Source organism: Edaphobacter sp. 4G125, from assembly GCF_014274685.1.
Classification (GTDB): Bacteria; Acidobacteriota; Terriglobia; order Terriglobales; family Acidobacteriaceae; genus Edaphobacter.
In genome coordinates this window covers 2,381,006-2,399,688 of the sequence record NZ_CP060393.1, presented here as the reverse complement: position 1 = coordinate 2,399,688, position 18,683 = coordinate 2,381,006, and the positions used below count along the sequence as shown (strand labels likewise).

Below are 18,683 nucleotides of genomic sequence, written 5' to 3'. Positions count from 1 at the left end.
ATGATTCGAGCACTTTATACAGCAGCGAGCGGCATGAGTGCCCAGCAGGCCAATCTGGATACCGTAGCGAATAACCTCGCAAACTCAGCAACCGCAGGCTTTCGTCGCAGGCGACTCCAGTTCGAGGACATGATCTATCAGAACATGATCACTCCTGGATCTCCGCAGACTCAGCAGACAACCTCCGCTGGCCTGCAGGTCGGCCTGGGAACGCGTTCGGCTGCAACTGAGGTCATCATGACGCAGGGAGATTACAATCAAACGTCAAATACTTATGACATTGCGATTCAGGGGAGTGGATTCTTCCAGGTATCACGCCCCGATGGGAGCATCGCGTATACGCGTGCAGGAAACTTCCATCCCACGAATCAGGGTCAGCTTGTCACCGCAGACGGCGATCCGGTAATCCCTTCCATCACGATTCCTTCAAATGCCAAAGACGTCATGATCTCGCAGTACGGCATTGTCTCTGCGACCATTCCTGGACAGGCGACTCCGACGCAACTAGGGACCATTCAGTTGGCCACCTTTGCCAACCCAGGCGGACTGCAATCAATCGGCGGAAACCTCTTCCTTCAGACGGATGCTTCGGGCGTTCCCATTGCAGATACCCCAGGCGGCAACACCGGTATGGGGACTTTGCAGCAGGGATACCTTGAGGGCTCGAACGTCGATGTCGTTGCCGAGTTCGTGCAGATGATTCTTGCTCAGCGCGCCTACGAGAGTAATTCAAAGGTTGTGCACGTCGCCGACGATATGTACTCGCAGATCAATGGACTGGTTCGGTAGATCGTCATGAAATTCCCATCGATAGTTTCGACAAGTTTCCTGATCGTTGTAATGACAGTTGGAAGCGCTTCGATTGCATTTGCAGGAGAGTCTGTCTGTAATAGTCCGGCTGATTTGGCTGCTCAGATGGCCCTCCCGTCGAGCACATCAACGATGTTGGAGCATGGAGAAAACTATCGAGTGATTGCAACACGATGGGATCCTGTATTGAATCAACGTTGGGCCGTCATTTCAAGCTGCGATCACCCCGAACATCCTTCGATCAGCTTCGCGATATCAAAGCCAGACCGAGAGACAATCTCTTCGCAGTTTCGTGCGACGAGCCTCTTGCCGTTTCCTGTGGTACATGCCGGAGATCTCGTGCAGCTATGGGGACAGGATCAGAACCTTCACGTTGAGATTGCCGGCAGAGCCGAACAGAACGGCGCGGTCGGCAACAGAATACGTGTGAGGCTGCTCCGATCTGGCTTCGACACTGGACGCGAACAGACGATGCTAGGAGTTGTTCGCGGTCCACGAAACGTGGAGTTGGTTCCATGAAGGTATTCATTAATTCGAAGCGACTTGGCGTATGGAAAAACGCCACCATCTTTCTGCTCGCCATGTTTTCTGCTCTGCCTTTTATCGGACAACCGCTCAACGAGAAGGGCCAGGCTCGCACGAAGACTAATGTTGCTGAAGCATCGCTCGAAACCTATCTTGCACGGGTCCGCGCTGAAAACTCCGCAGTACAGGCAGCGCAGGGGTCAATCTGGATTGAAAGTGGCCGTCTAACACGAATGATGGCCGATGTCCGAGCGATGCGTCCGCACGATCTGATCTCTGTCATCGTAGACGAAAACCTTGCAGCATCTACTGACGGAACTGTAAAGAACTCACGAGCGTCCAATGCCAACTCACAGGTTTCCGGTCTCTTCGGGAACCTGCACGCTGGCAATGCGCTACAGAATCTCGTCAACCAGAACTCTTCCTCTGGGTTGAATGCACAAGGCACCAGCGCAACGAACTCCAGTCTTAGCACGATCCTCGGTGGACACGTTGTTGAGGTTCTTCCCAACGGAATGCTCGTGATCGAAGCTGCTCGCCAGGTCGAGTTCAGCCAACAGACACAGACCATCGTTCTGCGTGGCGTTGTTCGCCCAGAAGATATCTCTCAGCAGAATCAGATTCGTTCTACCGCGATATCCAGCTTGGAGTTAGAGGTCCGAGGCAAAGGAATTATTACCGATTACACCCATCGCCCCAACGTTATCGTCAGGCTGTTGCAAAAGGCATTGATCTTCTAACTGAAAAGAGATTGCTGAATGGAAGTGATACAGACAAAGAAGAGGCTGCTTCTGCGCAAAACGCTCTTCATATCGTGCCTATTAGTTCTTACGGGGCCGCTGTTTGCCTTTGACTCTGCGACAGGACAGAAACTGGCAAGAGTGAAAGACATTGCTTCGATTGAAGGCATCCGGGATAACCAACTCGTCGGTTATGGAATCGTCGTCGGCCTGCAAGGCACAGGAGATAGTCAGCAAACCACCTTCCCGATTCAGACGCTGGTGTCTACGCTTTTGCGGATGGGGGTAAGCGTTCCTGCAGGCTCGATCCGGGTGCAGAATCTCGCAGCAGTCTTTGTCTCCGCCACGCTGCCTCCCTTCTCGCGCTCTGGAACGAAGCTCGATGTTACGGTCTCTTCTGCTGGAGATGCACGCAGCTTGGAAGGCGGCCTTCTGCTGATGACTCCGCTTTACGGAGCGGACGGAAAGATCTACGCCCAGGCCCAGGGGCCTCTCGTTGTTGGTGGATACGCAATTACTGCAAATGGAAATACCAAACAGATGAACCATCCCAACACCGCCAGAATCCCCTTCGGAGCGATTGTGGAGCGAGCAGTTCCGCTGGACATAGCGGATAAGGCTCAGTTTTCCCTGCTTCTCAATGATGCGGATTTTCGCAGCGCTGAAGCAGTCGCTACTGCGATCAACCGCACCTTGAACCGTGCTGTAGCGCATCCGATCGACAGTCGACGAATCGTCCTCACTGCAAATCCTGGCGAAGAGATCCCCTCATTTCTGGCACAAGTCGAATCGATTGAGGTCCCCATCTATCCGCGAGCCAAAGTCATCGTTAATGAACGGACGGGGACAGTCGTGATCGGCGGAACCGTAGTACTACAACCTGTATCCATTCTTCACGGCGGACTCGCAGTTAATGTTGTCAATGAATTTCAGGTTTCCCAACCCGGCCCATTTTCGAGAGGACGGACAGAAGTTATACAGCAAACGAGTGTCGACGCTTTGGATAAGCCCGTCAATCGTATTGACTTAAAACAAGGCGCCACAGTCGATGATCTTGTGCGTAGCCTCCAGGCTATTGGAGCGTCCGCAAGAGACGTGATTTCGATCTTGCAGGCGATGAAATCCGCAGGAGCACTGGAAGCTGAGATAGAGGTCCAATGATTGTTCAAAATATTACGACACATTCAACCCTTGCTCGTAGCCAAGGGGCAGAAGACCGCAAGCTGGTGGACGCAGCGCAACAGTTTGAAGGAATGCTTCTTCAGGAACTGTTGAAGCCGATGCGTTCCAACGATGAACAAAACTATTGGAGCGGTAATACAGACGCTGATAGCGGAGCAGATACCATCAACAGTTTTGGCGTAGAAGCTGTTGCAACTGCAATCTCAAAAAGTGGCGGTCTCGGCATTGCTCGGAAAGTGATTCAACAGGTCATATCAGAACATGAGAAAAACAACCGATGATTCGTAAAGGTTGATTGCAAATCCAAAAGCGGCTGCGAAGATCTCGCGAACCGCTTTTGGATGATTAAGGAAACATCTAATCGCCGTAGTAATCCAGCCCCAGGTGCGTGATTAAGTCTTCCCCCATAATGTGGCGAAGCGTATTCTTCAGTTTCATATTCTGGATAAAGAGATCGTGCTCTGGATAGACACCTGGAGCAGAATCGGGGTCTTTGAAGTAGAAGCTGAGCCACTCTTGAATTCCAAGACCGCGAAGCGATGGCGTGCGCGCTGCAAGATCCATAAAGAGGATAAGATCGAGTGCGAGCGGAGCCGCCAGAATAGAGTCACGACAGAGGAAATCGACCTTGAGTTGCATGGGATAGCCCAGCCAACCAAAGATGTCGATGTTGTCCCAACCCTCCTTGTTGTCTCCACGCGGTGGATAGTAGTTGATCCGCACCTTGTGGTAGAGGTCCTTATAAAGCTCTGGATGAAGCTCGGGCTGGAAGATGTACTCAAGTACGCCGAGCTTCGAGACCTCTTTAGTCTTGAACGACTCAGGATCGTCAAGAACCTCTCCGTCACGATTTCCAAGGATGTTGGTCGAGTACCATCCGGAGACCCCTAAATTACGAACCTTGAACGCAGGCGCGAGCACTGTCTTGATGAAGGTCTGGCCGGTTTTGAAGTCCTTGCCTGCAATCGGAGCGTTCATCTTGCGCGAGAGTTCGTTGAGTGCGGGGATATCTACCGTGAGGTTCGGCGCTCCATTGATGAATGGTATTCCCTCCTTCAGCGCGGCCCACGCGTAGAGCATGGAAGGCGTGATTGCCGGGTCGTCTTCAACAAGCCCTTTCTCAAAAGCAGCAAGGGTTTGGTGAACTGGCGCCTGCTCCATAAAGATCTCAGTCGATCCACACCAGATCATCACCTGTCGATCTGTTTTGGTCTTGAACTCAGCGATATCATTGCGAATCTGATTGGCAAGGTCACATTTGTTCTTTCCAGTCTTAACCTTCTTGCCTTCGAGACGTTTTACATAGTGCTGGTTGAAGGCTGCGGGCATCGGTTCAATGGACTCAAGAAAAGGTCGCATCTGCTGAAGCTGGTCATTATCGAGAACCTGCGCTGTTTTGGCGGCGTCATAAAGATTTCCGCCAAAAATGTCCCAGCCAGTAAAAACCAGATCATCGAGAGGAGCGAGAGGGACAAAATCCTTTATAAGGGGGCTACGCGAATCTGTCCGTTTTCCCAGGCGGATGGTTCCCATCTGCGACGTAGAACCAATGGGGAGAGCCATCCCGCGGCGGACTGCCTCAACCCCAGCGATCAGGGTTGTAGCAACGGCCCCCATGCCGGGAATCATGACGCCTAATTTTCCTTGTGCCGGTTTAATGCTGGATGTTGCTTCCTTATTCTCAGCTTGTGTCGTAGACATGCCTCGCGAGTACCCTTCCATATTCCGATTTTCCGTATAACGGCAGGCTCAGTATGGAGAAGCACCGAAGAGGATGCAAATAAAGCGTCCAATTCTTCAGGAGTAAACGCTAAAGATGCTTTAGCGGTAACGCGTTTTGGCCGCTATCTCGAGCGAAATGAATATCAGTCAAGATTGAGTAAAGTAAGAAAGTAAAAATAGAAAAATTATGCTTCTTCAGTCTTAATTCGGTTCTTCCAATGGGTGTAGACGAAGAAGAGAATGCCGGCCAGGAGAACCACCTCCACCGCCAGGTGGAAACGATGGAAGATCTCTTTGAAGCGCGGATCGTTCTCCCAATGATCTCCCAGCTTCATTCCCACATAAGCAAGCGCATAGCACCACGGCCAAGAGCCAACGAAGGTGTAGATATGGAATCGGAGCTGTGGCATACGCGCAATGCCGGCAGGTAGAGCAATGAAGGTGCGAACGACCGGCAGCAAACGGGCAATCAGGACGGTGATTCCACCGAAACGTTGGAAGAAATGTTCCGTGCGATCAAGATCGTGTCGGCTGAGCAGAACATAGCGGCCGAAGCGCTCAATCGCCGGGCGACCTCCAATGGCGCCGAGCCAGTAGGCCGGGATGGAGCCGAGGTTACAGCCGATGGCTCCGGCGGTTGCTACCCAGAAGAGCTTGAGTTGGCCGGTGTACACGAGGTACCCCGCAAAGGGCATGATGATTTCAGAAGGTAGCGGGATACACGCTGACTCAATGCCCATCAGCAATGCAACGCCGGCGTATCCTCCAGCGGAGATGACGGCAATGATAAAGCCAGCAAGAGTAGCAAGGATCTTCTCGGACATACAGCTTTGAGTATAGCGGTCGAGCGGCAACCGGCTGCTTGCGTTAGCATTAAAAGTGTTCAGGAGAGTTTGAAGATGTCAGAGACCGCTGTCGTTCCAGAGAAAAGTGCACATTCATCCGCCGCGCCGCAGGGCTCGGGGCGCCCCGCTTCGAGCTATGGCGCACAGCCGCATGATCCCTCGAAGCCCGTCAAGCGTCAAATTGTGGCCTTCAGCTTTTACAAAATCATGCCGGAGTGGAAGCGTCTCCCTGCCGAAGAGCGCTCTGCGCACAAGGCGGCTTTTGCAGCAGTTCTGGCAAAGTGGAGCAAGCCCGGCGAGTTTCTTTCGCTGACCTACTCAACCGTGGGCACACGTGGAGATGTTGATATGTGCGTCTGGTCGATCGGCTATGCCGTCGACGAGATGAATAAGATGCGTAGCGAGTTGCTGGCTACTCCTCTAGGGGGATACCTAACTGCTCCGCATAACTTCCTGGCGATGACGAAACGCTCGCAATACCAGATCGACCGGCCCGATGAGAGCGAGGGTGAGGGCCGCGGAGCGATTCGTCCCGGCGGACAGAAGTACATCTTCATCTATCCCTTCTGGAAGACCCGCCCGTGGTATCTGCTGCCGATGGATGAGCGCAAGCGGCTGATGGACGAGCATATCCGCGTCGGCCTGTCCTATCCTCGGGTCAAGCTGAATACAACCTACTCGTTCGGTCTCGATGATCAGGAGTTTGTTGTCGCGTTCGAGACAAACTTCCCTGAAGATTTCCTCGACTTAGTGCAGCAGCTTCGCGAGACGGAAGCCAGCATGTACACGCTCAAGGACACGCCGATCTTCAGCTGTGTGCGTGTTTCTGCCGAGGAGATGCTGGATCGCCTGGGCTAATCGATGGCAATCGCAAAAACAGTCAGGAAGCGTGTGGCTCGGAATCCGCTTGATCCGAAGCGAATTGAAGCGATCCTAAACATCCTGGCCAAAACTTATCCGGGAGTTGTCTGCGCGTTGCATCACTGCAATGCGTGGGAGCTTACTGTCGCGACCATTCTGTCGGCGCAGTGCACTGATGTGCGGGTCAATCTAGTCACACCAGCTTTGTTCAAAGCATTCCCAACTCCGAAGGCCATGGCTGCTGCTTCCCTGTCGGAGATTGAGGAGCTAATCCGCACGACCGGATTCTTTCGCAACAAGGCAAAGTCCATTCAAGGAGCCGCTAAGATTCTCGTCAATGAATTCGGCGGGAAGGTTCCGCAAACCATGGAAGAGATTCTTCGTCTTCCAGGAGTGGCCCGCAAAACTGCCAATGTTGTGCTCGGCTCCTGGTACGGCATTGCAGTGGGCGTCGTTGTGGATACGCATGTCATGCGACTGTCCCGGAGGTTGGAGCTGACCCAGGAGACGAAGCCGGAGAAGATCGAGAAAGACCTGATGAAGATCATCCCGCAGAATCGCTGGATCAATTTTTCACATGAGCTGATCCACCATGGAAGACAGGTCTGTATCGCCAGAAAGCCACGCTGCGCCGACTGCACACTGGAGAAGCTTTGTTACTCAGCGGACAAGACGTGGACCTCCCACCCCGACTAACCCCTCCCCGCCATATATTGCGCAAAGTATTCAATCTTTGTGATTTAGGTTCGTACTTCGTTTTCCTCTAAGGCTTAGCAATATATGCGATAGGGTGACCATATCAATGGTCGCTTTGTCCTCCGGACTCCACTCAGGCCTTAGGCAGAGTCGTAGCCGTTTTTGTGGCTCTATTTCTATTTTAACAAAATGCCTACCGACCTTCTGCATCCTGAATCTCATTTGGATTCTGCGGTTTAGGCCAGTTCTAGACTTGACAGCGTCATCGAGTCGCAAAGTAGTTGGAGATCGTCCGGACGAGTGCAGGGATCGTCGCTTCGCTTGCCTCTACATCAGGCTCCATACCGCGATCGCGCATCGTCTGGGAGGTGATGGGGCCGATGGAAGCCAGGATGACGTGCGATGGAATGGACAATTGAGCGGTTTCGAGCAGCGTAGCTAGGTTCCGCGCTGTAGACGCGCTGGTAAATGTAATGATATCTGGCCGATCCGCAGGAAATTGGAAGATTTGCTTGAGATTTGCCAAAGCATCCGGGGGAATCTGGTTTCGGTAAGCCTCGGCCAGGGTGACCTCTGCTCCCGCCTGAATCAGGGCGGCGGGGATGATGTCGCGAGCCTCGGCTGCACGGATCATTAGAATACGTCCGCCCGCGACCCTGGGGACAAGGGCCTCAGCCAGAGATTCGGCGATGTAGCGAGGTGGCAGAAGGGATACAGAAAGACCTGCCTGCTCCACAGCCTTTGCAGTAGCCGGTCCGATCACAGCGATCTGTCCGGGAGCGATGGCTGGATTCCTGCGACTGAGAAAGACCTCAACCGCATGAATGCTGGTAAACACGATCCAGTCGAAGCGGTCGAGCTGTTCGAGAGCTGTATCGAGAGCAGCGTAGGACTCCGGAGGGATGATCTGGATGGTCGGAAGGGAGATGACAGTTGCGCCCTCTTCGGTAAGCAAAGCAGCCAGTTCGGATACCCGTCCTGAGGCACGAGTCACTAAGACTCGCTTCCCTGCCAATGTGTTCTTAGAACTCACACCGTTATTGTAGGCACAGACGGAGGGCTATTGCGATTAACCGGAGAGTGAACGAAGACCTTCGAGCTTGCAATGGTTCTCTTCCGGGACGGCACGGTCTGGGGAGGCATCCTGCTGGATGGGAATAAAGATACGAAAGACTGTGCCTGTGGGGCGGCCGGAAGCCATACATCGGGAGCGAACCTGAATGCTGCCATGATGCTTGGCAATAATCTCTTTCGAGATCCACAGTCCGAGACCGGTACCTGTGATGCCTTTGGTTGAGAAGAATGGTTCGAAGATCCGATTGCGGATAGATTCTCCGATTCCGATACCGTTATCGGCGATGGTGAGTGAGATGCCCTCGCGATTGAGATACCAGTTCCTCGTGGAACGGCTTCGAATTGTGATTTGTCCTCCATCGGAGATGGCATCCATCGCATTGCTGATGAGATTGGCGATGACCTGTCGGAGTTCGCCGTCATGCGCCATGAGGGTGGAGCTGGCGCGGAGATCGCAGACCACTCGAATCTCCATCTGGCGGATGCGCGAATCAAGGAGAAGAAGGACGGTATCAACCAGTTCATGCAGATCGACCTGGGCAGGCCGGGTAGAGGAGCGATAGAACCGCAGGGTTTGAACAGTGATCTGGCTGACGCGGTTGAGCTCCTGCTGGGCGAGGTCGAGATAGTGGCGGGCATCGCCGGGGAGATCGGACTGGGCGAGCAGGTAGAGGCAATTTGTTACTGCCTCAAGAGGGTTGTTGATTTCATGCGAGATGGAGGCCGCAAGGCGGCCTGCGACGGCTAGCTTCTCGGTCTGACGGATGATCTCTTCGCTTCTCTTTTGCAAGGAAAGGTCCGCAACAAAGATCGCGATCTGGCGATCTCCGTTGGTCGACTCAGGATCGAGTACCGACATTCCGATGAGCGCTTCGACCGACGCACCGTCAGCACGAGAAAAAGAGACCTCAAAAGGTTCTGAGTTTACCGGAGTGAAGACGAGGCTTTTGAGGTGCTCGGAAAGCAAGGGAGAGATATCGGAGAGAGTAAGCTCGTGCAGCAGCGGCTTGCCATTGATCTGCCCCAGGAGACGTTCGATCGCACGGTTGGCATAGACGATCTTACCGGAGGCATCGCTGATGAGCAGTCCCAGGGGGAGCGCTTCGACCAGGGAGCGAAATCTGTTTTCGCTCGCTTTGAGAGCGCGTTCCGCGATTCGACTGTTTCTGCGGGTTGCCGCCTCAGCCAGTTCGCGCTCGATAGCGGGGATCAGGCGAGCAAGATTCTGCTTGGAGACATAGTCATGGGCACCGGAGCGCATGGAGTTAACGGCCGTTTCCTCAGAGACGGCACCGGAGAACATGATGAAAGGAATATCGAATCCGGTAGAGTGAAGCAGCTTGAGCGCGGCAGGGCCGCTGAAACTGGGAAGGTTGTAATCCGCAAGAACGATATCGGGAAGCTCAACCTGCTGAAGCTGTTGCAGCATCTCAGGCTCGGTTTCGACGCGGATCATCTCTGGGGCATAGCCATTCCGTCTGAGATGACGATCCAGCAGGAAGGCGTCATCTGGATTATCTTCGACGAGGAGAACGCGAAGTCGGTTTGAAGCTATGTGATTTGCGGCGCACATTCGTTCAGTACCAGCCAGTACATGCCAAGCTGCCGGGTAGCTTCAGCAAAGTCGTTGAAATTGACCGGCTTGCGAATGTAACTATTGACACCGAGCTGATAACTCCGCACGAGGTCCCGCTCTTCATCGGAAGAGGTGAGGATCACAACAGGAAGATAACGGGTTGCTTCTCCCTCTCGAATTCGGCGCAGCACCTCAAGCCCATCGAGCTTGGGAAGCTTGAGGTCGAGCAGAATAACCTGCGGAGAGATGGCACTTTCGCCAAAAAGTAGTTCAATCGCCTCTTCTCCGTCTCGCGCGACTCGAATGTCATTTGCGATATTCGATTTGCGGAGCGCCCGAATGGCCAGCAACTCGTGATCGGGATCGTCTTCCACAAGAAGAATCAACTTGGTTGCATCTGTCATCCCCATCATCCTAGCGTAAACCAGAAGGTCGCGCCATTGCCGACCTCGCTGTGTGCCCAGACCCTGCCGTGATGGCGATGGATGATACGAGCGACAGTTGCAAGGCCAATTCCCGAACCGCGAAAATCCTTGTCGCCGTGAAGGCGGTTGAATGCATTGAAGAGCTTGTCGGCATAGGACATGTCGAACCCGGCTCCGTTATCGCGGATGAACCACGCGTTCTTTTCACGATCCCGGCCAAACTGGATTGCAATCTCCGGCTTCTTCGAACTGAACTTCACCGCATTCCCCAGGAGATTTTCGAGTGCGATACGCACCAGCCTGGGATCACCTTCGGCCTGAAGATCAGGCTCAATCTGAAATGTAATCCTGTTGCCACTGTTCTCTTCGACCAGGGCGGATGCGACCGATTCTGCAAGATAGCTGATATTGAATGACTGGCGAGTAATCTCGGCGCGGGTGATGCGCGAAAGCTGGAGCAACGCATCGATCAACTGGCCCATGCGCTGAACACCGCTGCGGATGCGCTGGATATAGTCCCTTCCCGTTGCGTCGACGGCATCCCGATAGTCCTCTTCAAGAGCCAATGAAAAACCGTCGATCGTACGAAGAGGTGCTCGCAGATCGTGCGAGACAGAGTAGCTGAACGCCTCGAGTTCATGATTGATGGACTCGAGTTCCCTGGTGCGGTCCTTCACTCGCTGCTCCAGCGTCTCGTTCAAAATTCTGGATTCTTCGGCATGTCGTTCGGCTTCGGCTTGCGCAAGCGTCAGGCGCTCTGCATCGAGTTCGGCAACATATCGCATCTGTCGTTCAATGGCGAAGCTGCGGAAGAGGAAGACGATGAAGAGAAGGTCGAGCGCGCTGGCAAGAGCGATGATGTAGTGCGCGCGCCGGTTGTCGTCGTCTACTGTTGCGGTACGAATCGCAAGAAGCCTGCGCTCTTCGCCTTCCATGTCATCGGCGATGCGACGCAGGTGATCCATCTCAGCTTTTCCCGTTCCGCTAAGCACCAACGTGCGAACGGTTTCGCGGTCACTCTGATGACGAAGATCGATTCCTTGCTGCAACAGGTTAAGTCGTTCCTCTAAAACAGCACGCATCTCTACCAGACGTTGCCCCTGAGAGGGATTGTCTGAAGTCAGTTCAGCGAAGTAATTCAGTTTTTCGGGCAGCTCGCGAGTAGCGATCGTATAGGGCTCAAGATAAGCCTCGTCGCCGCTGATGAGATAGCCGCGGCTTCCTGTCTCCGCATCTTTGACAGAGCCCATGATGCTTTCGACCTGGTTGATGTCCTGCCAGGTATGCGCTACCCAGTATTCGCTATCGTGCAATGATTGGATGGCACGAAAGCCGAACCACGCATTAAGCGCCACCACGATGGCAGCAAGCACGAGAAGCGCAGGGATGAGGAGCCGACTGGGCCTTGATTTCATGCGGTCCGTTTATTGTTCCAATCAAGCAGCCGGAGCAGGCCTACTCTGAGTTTTGCCGCGGTTGAGAGCGCCGGGACTTTTTTACGGGCGGAGCCGCGCTAGGAGGATGCACCTTTCCATTTCCGTTGCTGTTCCCATTGCGTACCTGGCCAGGAGTTTCGATGACAGCCCTCATCCAATAGTTGCCCTGCTCGTCGACTTCGATACCGTGGACCTCGCGTTCGAATCCGGGAAAGCGCTTGCCGAACTGTTCGGTGGCGAGGATGAGACGGATGACCGGGCTTTCCGGTCCACCGAGCCGTTCGCCTGGCATACACATGGGGATTCCCGGAGGATACGGAACGAGCATGACAGCACCGATTCGACCGGGCATCTGGGTAAAGCGAATCTTCTCTGTCTCGTTACGGAGCAGCTTCTGATAGGTCTGCGAGGGGGTGAGGACAGGATCGAAGTCCTCGTCGCAGGCCTCGCCTACGAGCGTAGGCAGGTTGAGCTCGATCATCGCAGCGTGCATCTCGTCAGAGAGCTCTTTGAGGGTAGCGTTGCGATAGCGTTGAGGATACTTAGCAACCAGTTCCGGCAGAGCTTCTTCGAGTGGGGCCTCGCTGTCGTAGAGGCGCTTGAACTCGAAGAGGTTTTCGAGCAGAGATCCCCACTTTCCTTTCGAGGTGCCGACAGAGAAGAGCACAAGGACGGTGTAGTCACCGGTACGTGCGATCTCGACGCGGCGGGAGTCGAGGAACTCTGTGAGAATGGCGGCGGGGATCCCCCACTCGCTAACGGTTCCCTGTGCGTTCACACCCGGCATCAGGATCGTGACCTTGGTGGGGTCAAGCATGCAGTATCCGTCGGCGATATCGTCGTCCTGGAAGCCGTGCCAGTCTTCGCCTGGCTTCAGTGTCCAGTAACCGGGATTTGAGCCGAGGAGCTCGTCTGGTGTCTCTTCAAAGACATACTTCTCTCCGGTAGCTGGATCGGTAACCATATCGGGCTGGAAGAGGCGAAAGAACCATCCGTCGCCGTTTTCAGCGGAACGCAGGCGATGGGCCACTGAGCTCATCGCTTTGCGGAAGCTGATGGCATCCTGAATGGTTTCGTACATCAAGGTGGGCCCGGCGGGTTCGTCCATCATGGCTGCGGCGACATCGAGCGATGCAATGAGTGGATAGAACGGCGAGGTCGTACCGTGCATCATGAAGGATTCATTGAACTGGTCGAATTCCAATGGAGCCCGTGGGCTGAGCTTGATATGAACCATCGAGCCCATCGAGAACGCCGCCAGCATCTTGTGGGTTGACTGAACCGAGAAGATCGTTGGGCGGTCGGGCATGTCGTCAGGAACGTCCATCGCAAAGCGGCCACGGTAGATCTTGTGGAACTTCGCGTAGGCATACCAGGCTTCGTCAAAGTGAACACGAGGCACGGACTTCGAAAGCTCCTCGACGACACGATTGACGTCGTAACAGAGGCCATCGTACGTGGAGTTGGTGACGACAGCGTAGGTCGGATTCTGGTTCTCGACACCTTTCGTCAGCGGGCTGCGATCGATGAGACCACGAATGAACTCTGGGCTGAAGCGCTTCAGGGGAACGAGGCCGATCATACCGTAGCCGTTCCGGGTGGGCTTCATATAGACAGGTCGCGCTCCGGTAACGGTTAGTGAGTGGCAGATGGACTTATGGCAGTTGGCATCGGCGAGAACGATATCATCCTGCGCGATAACGCCGTGGCCGACGATCTGATTCGAAGTCGAAGAACCGCTGAGAACGTAGAAGGTCCAGTCTGCTCCAAAGATACGCGCGGCATTGCGTTCGGACTCTCCTGGAGGCCCGAGGTGATCGAGCCATGAGCCAAGCTGGGCTGTGGAGATACCAAGATCCGAGCGAAGAAGGTTCTCTCCGAAGAAGCGCTGGAACTCCATGCCGACGGGATGCTTCAGGTAAGCTACGCCGCCCATGTGACCGGGTGCGTCCCAGGAGTAAGCTCCCTGGTCGGTGTACTTCTTCAACTCACGGAAGTACGGCGGAAGAAGTTGCTCGTGATAGCGCTCGACGGCGAAGTCGACGCGGTTGGCGATGAAGGCAGGAGTATCACCGAAGAGGTGGATGTATTCGTGAACCTGCTTGACCACTTCGAGGGGAAGCTCGCTGACGAGAGTACGGTCGGCAATCAGGAAGATCGGGACCTTCTTGTTGCGATGGCGCACGGCGCGCAACACCATCAGGGCGACGCGCTCGTCGAACTGCCCTTCGCCTTCGAGATCCCAATCGAGCAAAATGGCCGAATACGAAGGATCGGAGGTCACAAGAGACAGACCATCCTCAGGCGTGGAGGTCCGGATCACCTCGTAGCCTTCTTCGCGGATGGCATCGACCAGACGCTCCATTGCGCGGTCCGAGACCGAATCCGTTCCACCCACTTCACTTGCAATCAACAGTACCCAGCGACCTTCGTTCAACTCGACCTCACAACCCCAACGATTAAGCAGTGTATAGCGATTTGACGCACAAGAATGTCAAACATCCACCAAGGTTTTGAAAACAACGGATGCTGCCCTAAAAATTAGAAAGTAGAAGAGGCAAGCAGCTCCATGGCTCCTCGCGATTTGAGATCATCGGCAATCCACTGCCCGAGCGTTTCGGCGTCCGTGGAGAGTGGCATTTCAGTGTCGATTTGCACCATGGATTCTCCGTCTGGAGCAATGACCTGAGCGAAGGCACGCCAACGCTCGAACTCCGGGACACAATGCACACCAATGGGAAGCGAACATCCGCCGCCGAGAGCATCGAGAGCGATCCGTTCGGCTTCGACGCAGAAGCGAGTCTCAACATGATTCAGCATGGCGATGGTTTGCCGGATCATGCGATCCCTGGCTTCATCCAGAGGATGCGATTCGCTGCGGGTTTCAATGGCGAGAGCGCCCTGTCCGGGAGCCGGACAGAGCTCATCGGGAGAGAACCTGTGATGAACCCACTCCGCGCGATCGAGCCGATCCAATCCTGCGGCCGCAAGCACGAGAGCGTCGCACTCCCCGGCTGCAAGCTTCTTCAGACGTGTATCGATATTGCCTCGCACATCCACAAACTCCACATCGGGCCGCATCGCCAACAGCTGCGCCTTGCGGCGTGGACTGGTGGTCCCGATACGTCCGCCCAGCGGAAGCGTGTGAAGCGCCCAGTAGGTCTCGCAGACCCAAACGTCGCGAGCGTCGGCCCGCTTTGGGATCGCTGCGAGGGTAAAACGCGGAGAAATCTTAGTTGGAAGGTCTTTGAGGGAGTGCACTGCAATATCGATTCGTCCCTCAGCCAAGGCCTCTTCAATCTCCTTGATAAAGATGCCTTTCCCGTCCACATTCGCTGGAGGAACAAAGCTCGCCTGCTGCATGCGGTCACCCGTCGTTCGAATGACTTCAATCTCAGCGTCATGCCCGGCAGAGCGTAGTGCTTCGAGAATATGATTGGCCTGCCAGAGCGCTAACTGGGAGCCGCGGGAACCGATCCGGATGGGGGTAGACATTGCTCTTTAAGAATACGAGATTTTGCGGTGAGAATTGTGCCGCACAAAAAAGAAGGCGAGCTTAGCTCGCCTTCTTTCCTTACAGAGCACAATGAATCTAACGACGTCCGCCGGTGTGGAAACCACCACCGCCATGGAACCCACCGACTCCACCGCTGAAGCCGCCTGAAGGACGGGTGACCACTACACCTCCACGGTAACTACCGCCATAGGGTCTTCCGTACCATCCGTAAGGAGAACCGTAGAAGCCCGGACCATACACGCGGTAGTAGTACGGCGAGTAGAAGCCATATCCGAATGGGCTCGAGTATAGACCGCTCCCCGGAAGCCATGTATAGCCGTAAGGCCATCCTGCCCAATACCAGCCCGGGTAAAAGCTGGCGGAAGCGGCATACGATTCTGCCAAATTTGCGTTGGCTTCACCTAGATACTGCGAACGCAGACTGCTCCAGTTGTAAAGGTCATCTTTGGCACTATCTCGATCGAACTTCTGCGTTTTGCCGGGTTCTCCGTCCAACGCAAGCTCCCGCCCGCCCTTCACTGTGATTGGTTTGATATTGGTGTTGAGATCAGCGCCGGGATAGACCTGGGCTTCGCCGTCGAAGACACGGATGGTGGAGTTCCCCGTATCGAAGCCGTAGAGGCCCTTCTTCGTCAGGTGCGCCTGACCATTGGGCACGTCGATCAAAAGAAGGTTCTGCGGATAGAGCTGATCGACTTCAACATTGACCCGCCCCTGCACCAACCTGACTTCAGTCTTTGTAAGAGATGGAGAGATCATCTCCACTGTGCTGTTTGCTCCAAGCCGTAGAAAGACTCCCGGTGTAAGCAGAATCTCCGCCTTGCCGTTTTCGGTCGAGATCGACTGGTTATTCGTGAGCTGTGTCTTTCCTACAGACTGGGAATCAAGTTGCTGGCCATCGATATTGACCTGCCCCTCGATGTAATTCAATGTCCCTGGACCAGCCGTATTTACATTTTGTCCATACAGAATCTGACCAAAGGAGAGTGCACCCAGGGTCGCCAAGGAGAGTAGAGATGTTTTCAACCGTGGCATATTCTTAAACCTCTAGGGATTAGACGCTCAACATGGTTGAAAGATACATGTGTAAGTAATGGTAATAAAAGACTTATCCGGGTTTGACTACCGCAACAATCCTCTATTTTTCGTGTTGTCACTTCGAGGCTTGACTGTTGCCATTCTCTTCCGGAATTTCGCGGGATTTAGCAGCCTGTCGCAACGCGGTCAACTGAGGATGCAGCAGTTTGGCAGTCAGTGAACGCGTGAGCGCCTCGACAGCTTCCCGCTGCTCATCGGTCAATCCATTGAGGCGTTTGGCGGCACGAGCCATCTCCGCCTCGCGTATCACCTCGGCATTCTGTTGCAGAGCGAGGATAGCGGGAACAGCACCGCGAGATTGAACGCGCTGCTCGTACTTCTCCACTTCCTGAGTAACAATCGTCTCCGCTGCTGCGGCTTCACGGCTGCGGTCTGCCAGGTTGGCGGCGGCAACCTGTTGAAGATCGTCGATATCGTAAACAAAACAGCCTTCGATCTCATTCATCTTCGGATCAATATCGCGAGGCACAGCGATATCAATGAAGAACATGGGCCGATTTCGACGGGTATATAGAAACTGTTGTCCGTGAGAGCGAAGAAAGAGTTTCTGAGGGGCGCCCGTAGAGGTGATTACGATGTCTGCCCGCGCAGCCTGCTCGTAGAGTGTCTCGAAAGGGATGGCTTGTCCGTCGAACAGCTGCGCGATTCTCTCAGCTCTCTCGAAGGTCCGGTTGGTGACCAGGATGTTGGAAGCGCCCTGCTGGATCAGATGGCGGGCGGCAAGCTCCGACATTTTTCCTGCCCCGACCAGAAGGACCGTTTTCCCCTGAAGTGTGCCAAAGATTTTTCGCGCAAGGTCGACCGCGACTGAGGCAATGGAAACCGAGCTGGATCCGATCTGCGTCTCGGAGCGAATCTTCTTGGCGACGGTAAAGGCACGTTGAATCAACGGGTCAAGCGAGTTGGAAACGGCTCCTACTTCGCGGGCGACAGTGTAAGACTCTTTCACTTGGCCAAGGATCTGTGGTTCGCCAACGACCATCGAGTCCAACGAACTGGCAACGCGAAAGAGATGCCGCACGGCCTCTCGCTCGCGGTATTCATAAAGATGAGGCGTAATGGATGCCGGTGGAACAGCAAAGTAGTCCTGAAGGAACTGAAGCAGGTTCGCTTGAGTTGTTGAGCCATTCTCCTGCACGGTCAACAGTTCGACACGGTTGCAGGTTGAGAGGATGATCCCTTCGCGGATTCCCGGGTGGTGAACAAGGCTCCGTATCGCATCAGCCAACCGACCGGCCGGAATCGCTAATCGCTCCCGAACCTCGACGGGAGCAGTTGTGTGGTTTACGCCAATCAACACGAGATTTTGGTTCTGGCTCATGGCGTCGTGAACCTGTGGACTACAGAGAATTGATTCGCCGACCATACGGCGAGGACAACAAGAAAAACAAAACCGGAGAGGTAAATCGCCCGACGTCCGCGCAGACCGGAGTGCCGCCGGATATAGATCATGGCGACATAAGCCAGCCACATAGCGAAGGAGAGCAGCACTTTGGGATCGAGGAAGTACGATGGGCCGATTGTCTGTTGTGCGATCAGCGAACCGATCAACAAGCCAGCTGTCATGCAAGGCAAACCGAAGAGCAACGAGCGAAGTGCGATCTGATCCGTGGTTTCGAGCGGCGGCAACCAGGATGCTCCCGGAGTGTGCTTGGATTTCAGGGCCCGTTCCTGAATGAGATACAGCACTGAAGACAGGAGAGAGAGCAGCAGCGCTGCATAGGCCGCGAGCAGCAGTGCGATGTGTAGAAAGATCCAGATCGTATGAAACTGCGGAAAAGGCGCAGCCTCTTGACCGGGACGAAACGCGGGAACCAGGCCAAGCAAAAAGGAGATCGGCAGGACAAAGACGCCAAGCGAGACGGTTCGGTAACGCCAGTAGACCAGCAAAAATGCTCCTGCCAGCAGCAGCCCGAGCATTCCCTGTGTCTCGTGAGTATCGACTGGCAGCCGATGATGGGCGGCATTCAGCATTTCGACCAGGGAAACAAAGTGAAAAAACAACCCGGTTATCGCTGCCGGGATGGCGATCTTGTTCCACCGTGGCCGGTCATAGAGAGCAGCCGGCAATACCGCGAGCGCGGCAACACCGTAGAGCAAAACTGCGATCCTGAGCCAGAGCAACGACATAATGGAAAGCCTGAATCTTCAGTATATCGGGTTGTGGAAAGGCCCG

At 54.5% G+C, this 18,683-nt stretch carries 18 protein-coding genes; 7 read left to right on the top strand and 11 right to left on the bottom strand.

The genetic code is table 11. The features are described from left to right. The 5 genes from flgG to H7846_RS10080 are packed head-to-tail and all read left to right on the top strand — an operon-like array spanning position 1 to position 3,538. Positions 1-789 (top strand): flagellar basal-body rod protein FlgG, encoded by a 789-nt coding sequence (flgG, locus tag H7846_RS10100; RefSeq protein ID WP_186691840.1) that lies wholly within the window; start codon positions 1-3, stop codon positions 787-789. Positions 790-795: 6 nt separating this feature from the next. Further along, positions 796-1,329: a flagella basal body P-ring formation protein FlgA gene (locus tag H7846_RS10095; protein ID WP_186691838.1), complete on the top strand. Its 534-nt coding sequence runs from the start codon at positions 796-798 to the stop codon at positions 1,327-1,329. Then, entirely contained in the window at positions 1,326-2,075 is a 750-nt protein-coding gene (locus tag H7846_RS10090) for a flagellar basal body L-ring protein FlgH (RefSeq protein WP_255460535.1), read from the top strand. The genes H7846_RS10095 and H7846_RS10090 overlap by 4 nt, the downstream gene beginning before the upstream one ends. A gap of 18 nt (positions 2,076-2,093) precedes the next feature. Continuing rightward, entirely contained in the window at positions 2,094-3,236 is a 1,143-nt protein-coding gene (locus H7846_RS10085; protein WP_186691837.1) for a flagellar basal body P-ring protein FlgI, read from the top strand. Then, complete coding sequence (locus H7846_RS10080; protein ID WP_186691836.1) at positions 3,233-3,538, top strand: hypothetical protein; 306 nt, start codon at positions 3,233-3,235, stop codon at positions 3,536-3,538. Before H7846_RS10085 ends, H7846_RS10080 begins: the two co-directional genes overlap by 4 nt. Before the next feature lie 76 nt (positions 3,539-3,614). Here H7846_RS10080 and H7846_RS10075 read toward each other — a convergent pair whose 3' ends face one another. Beyond that, positions 3,615-4,958, bottom strand: a complete 1,344-nt coding sequence (locus tag H7846_RS10075) for an inositol-3-phosphate synthase (protein ID WP_186691835.1) — start codon at positions 4,956-4,958, stop codon at positions 3,615-3,617. 206 nt (positions 4,959-5,164) lie between these two features. Further along, positions 5,165-5,803, bottom strand: a complete 639-nt coding sequence (locus tag H7846_RS10070; protein ID WP_186691834.1) for a DedA family protein — start codon at positions 5,801-5,803, stop codon at positions 5,165-5,167. A gap of 75 nt (positions 5,804-5,878) precedes the next feature. On the opposite strand from H7846_RS10070, the gene H7846_RS10065 reads away from it, so the two are divergent. Together H7846_RS10065 and nth are read left to right on the top strand one after the other, a co-directional pair. Continuing rightward, complete coding sequence (locus H7846_RS10065) at positions 5,879-6,682, top strand: chlorite dismutase family protein (RefSeq protein ID WP_186691833.1); 804 nt, start codon at positions 5,879-5,881, stop codon at positions 6,680-6,682. Positions 6,683-6,685: 3 nt separating this feature from the next. Then, complete coding sequence (gene nth, locus H7846_RS10060) at positions 6,686-7,381, top strand: endonuclease III (protein ID WP_186691832.1); 696 nt, start codon at positions 6,686-6,688, stop codon at positions 7,379-7,381. Between the two features lie 262 nt (positions 7,382-7,643). On the opposite strand, the gene H7846_RS10055 is transcribed toward nth, so the two are convergent. From H7846_RS10055 to ccsA, 9 genes are all read right to left on the bottom strand, one after another. Further along, positions 7,644-8,375: a uroporphyrinogen-III synthase gene (locus tag H7846_RS10055; protein WP_255460534.1), complete on the bottom strand. Its 732-nt coding sequence runs from the start codon at positions 8,373-8,375 to the stop codon at positions 7,644-7,646. A 75-nt stretch (positions 8,376-8,450) separates the two neighbouring features. Then, entirely contained in the window at positions 8,451-10,028 is a 1,578-nt protein-coding gene (locus H7846_RS10050) for a hybrid sensor histidine kinase/response regulator (protein ID WP_186691828.1), read from the bottom strand. After that, positions 10,007-10,435 (bottom strand): response regulator, encoded by a 429-nt coding sequence (locus H7846_RS10045; protein ID WP_186691827.1) that lies wholly within the window; start codon positions 10,433-10,435, stop codon positions 10,007-10,009. Before H7846_RS10045 ends, H7846_RS10050 begins: the two co-directional genes overlap by 22 nt. Positions 10,436-10,440: 5 nt before the next feature. After that, positions 10,441-11,871, bottom strand: a complete 1,431-nt coding sequence (locus H7846_RS10040) for a sensor histidine kinase (protein ID WP_186691826.1) — start codon at positions 11,869-11,871, stop codon at positions 10,441-10,443. Between the two features lie 40 nt (positions 11,872-11,911). Beyond that, on the bottom strand, positions 11,912-14,329 hold the full coding sequence (locus tag H7846_RS10035) for an Orn/Lys/Arg family decarboxylase (protein WP_186691825.1): 2,418 nt from the start codon (positions 14,327-14,329) through the stop codon (positions 11,912-11,914). A 104-nt stretch (positions 14,330-14,433) separates the two neighbouring features. Beyond that, a complete protein-coding gene (gene hemC / locus H7846_RS10030; protein WP_186691824.1) occupies positions 14,434-15,387 on the bottom strand; it encodes a hydroxymethylbilane synthase in 954 nt (317 codons plus the stop codon). A 97-nt stretch (positions 15,388-15,484) separates the two neighbouring features. After that, complete coding sequence (locus H7846_RS10025) at positions 15,485-16,444, bottom strand: FecR domain-containing protein (protein WP_186691823.1); 960 nt, start codon at positions 16,442-16,444, stop codon at positions 15,485-15,487. A 118-nt stretch (positions 16,445-16,562) separates the two neighbouring features. Beyond that, entirely contained in the window at positions 16,563-17,828 is a 1,266-nt protein-coding gene (hemA, locus tag H7846_RS10020) for a glutamyl-tRNA reductase (RefSeq protein WP_186691822.1), read from the bottom strand. Continuing rightward, positions 17,825-18,637 carry a cytochrome c biogenesis protein CcsA gene (gene ccsA, locus H7846_RS10015; protein ID WP_186691820.1) on the bottom strand — a complete coding sequence of 271 codons (813 nt, stop codon included), beginning with the start codon at positions 18,635-18,637 and terminating at the stop codon, positions 17,825-17,827. Before ccsA ends, hemA begins: the two co-directional genes overlap by 4 nt. Positions 18,638-18,683: the final 46 nt, after the last annotated feature.

Bases quoted from the DNA above. Each gene is read 5' to 3' on its own strand.
- nth (WP_186691832.1), top strand. From the start codon at position 6,686: ATGGCAATCGCAAAAACAGTCAGGAAGCGTGTGGCTCGGAATCCGCTT.
- ccsA (WP_186691820.1), bottom strand. From the start codon at position 18,637: ATGTCGTTGCTCTGGCTCAGGATCGCAGTTTTGCTCTACGGTGTTGCC.
- H7846_RS10080 (WP_186691836.1), top strand. From the start codon at position 3,233: ATGATTGTTCAAAATATTACGACACATTCAACCCTTGCTCGTAGCCAA.
- H7846_RS10070 (WP_186691834.1), bottom strand. From the start codon at position 5,803: ATGTCCGAGAAGATCCTTGCTACTCTTGCTGGCTTTATCATTGCCGTC.
- H7846_RS10045 (WP_186691827.1), bottom strand. From the start codon at position 10,435: ATGACAGATGCAACCAAGTTGATTCTTCTTGTGGAAGACGATCCCGAT.
- flgG (WP_186691840.1), top strand. From the start codon at position 1: ATGATTCGAGCACTTTATACAGCAGCGAGCGGCATGAGTGCCCAGCAG.
- H7846_RS10040 (WP_186691826.1), bottom strand. From the start codon at position 11,871: ATGAAATCAAGGCCCAGTCGGCTCCTCATCCCTGCGCTTCTCGTGCTT.
- hemA (WP_186691822.1), bottom strand. From the start codon at position 17,828: ATGAGCCAGAACCAAAATCTCGTGTTGATTGGCGTAAACCACACAACT.
- hemC (WP_186691824.1), bottom strand. From the start codon at position 15,387: ATGTCTACCCCCATCCGGATCGGTTCCCGCGGCTCCCAGTTAGCGCTC.
- H7846_RS10095 (WP_186691838.1), top strand. From the start codon at position 796: ATGAAATTCCCATCGATAGTTTCGACAAGTTTCCTGATCGTTGTAATG.
- H7846_RS10085 (WP_186691837.1), top strand. From the start codon at position 2,094: ATGGAAGTGATACAGACAAAGAAGAGGCTGCTTCTGCGCAAAACGCTC.
- H7846_RS10050 (WP_186691828.1), bottom strand. From the start codon at position 10,028: ATGTGCGCCGCAAATCACATAGCTTCAAACCGACTTCGCGTTCTCCTC.
- H7846_RS10065 (WP_186691833.1), top strand. From the start codon at position 5,879: ATGTCAGAGACCGCTGTCGTTCCAGAGAAAAGTGCACATTCATCCGCC.
- H7846_RS10025 (WP_186691823.1), bottom strand. From the start codon at position 16,444: ATGCCACGGTTGAAAACATCTCTACTCTCCTTGGCGACCCTGGGTGCA.
- H7846_RS10090 (WP_255460535.1), top strand. From the start codon at position 1,326: ATGAAGGTATTCATTAATTCGAAGCGACTTGGCGTATGGAAAAACGCC.
- H7846_RS10075 (WP_186691835.1), bottom strand. From the start codon at position 4,958: ATGTCTACGACACAAGCTGAGAATAAGGAAGCAACATCCAGCATTAAA.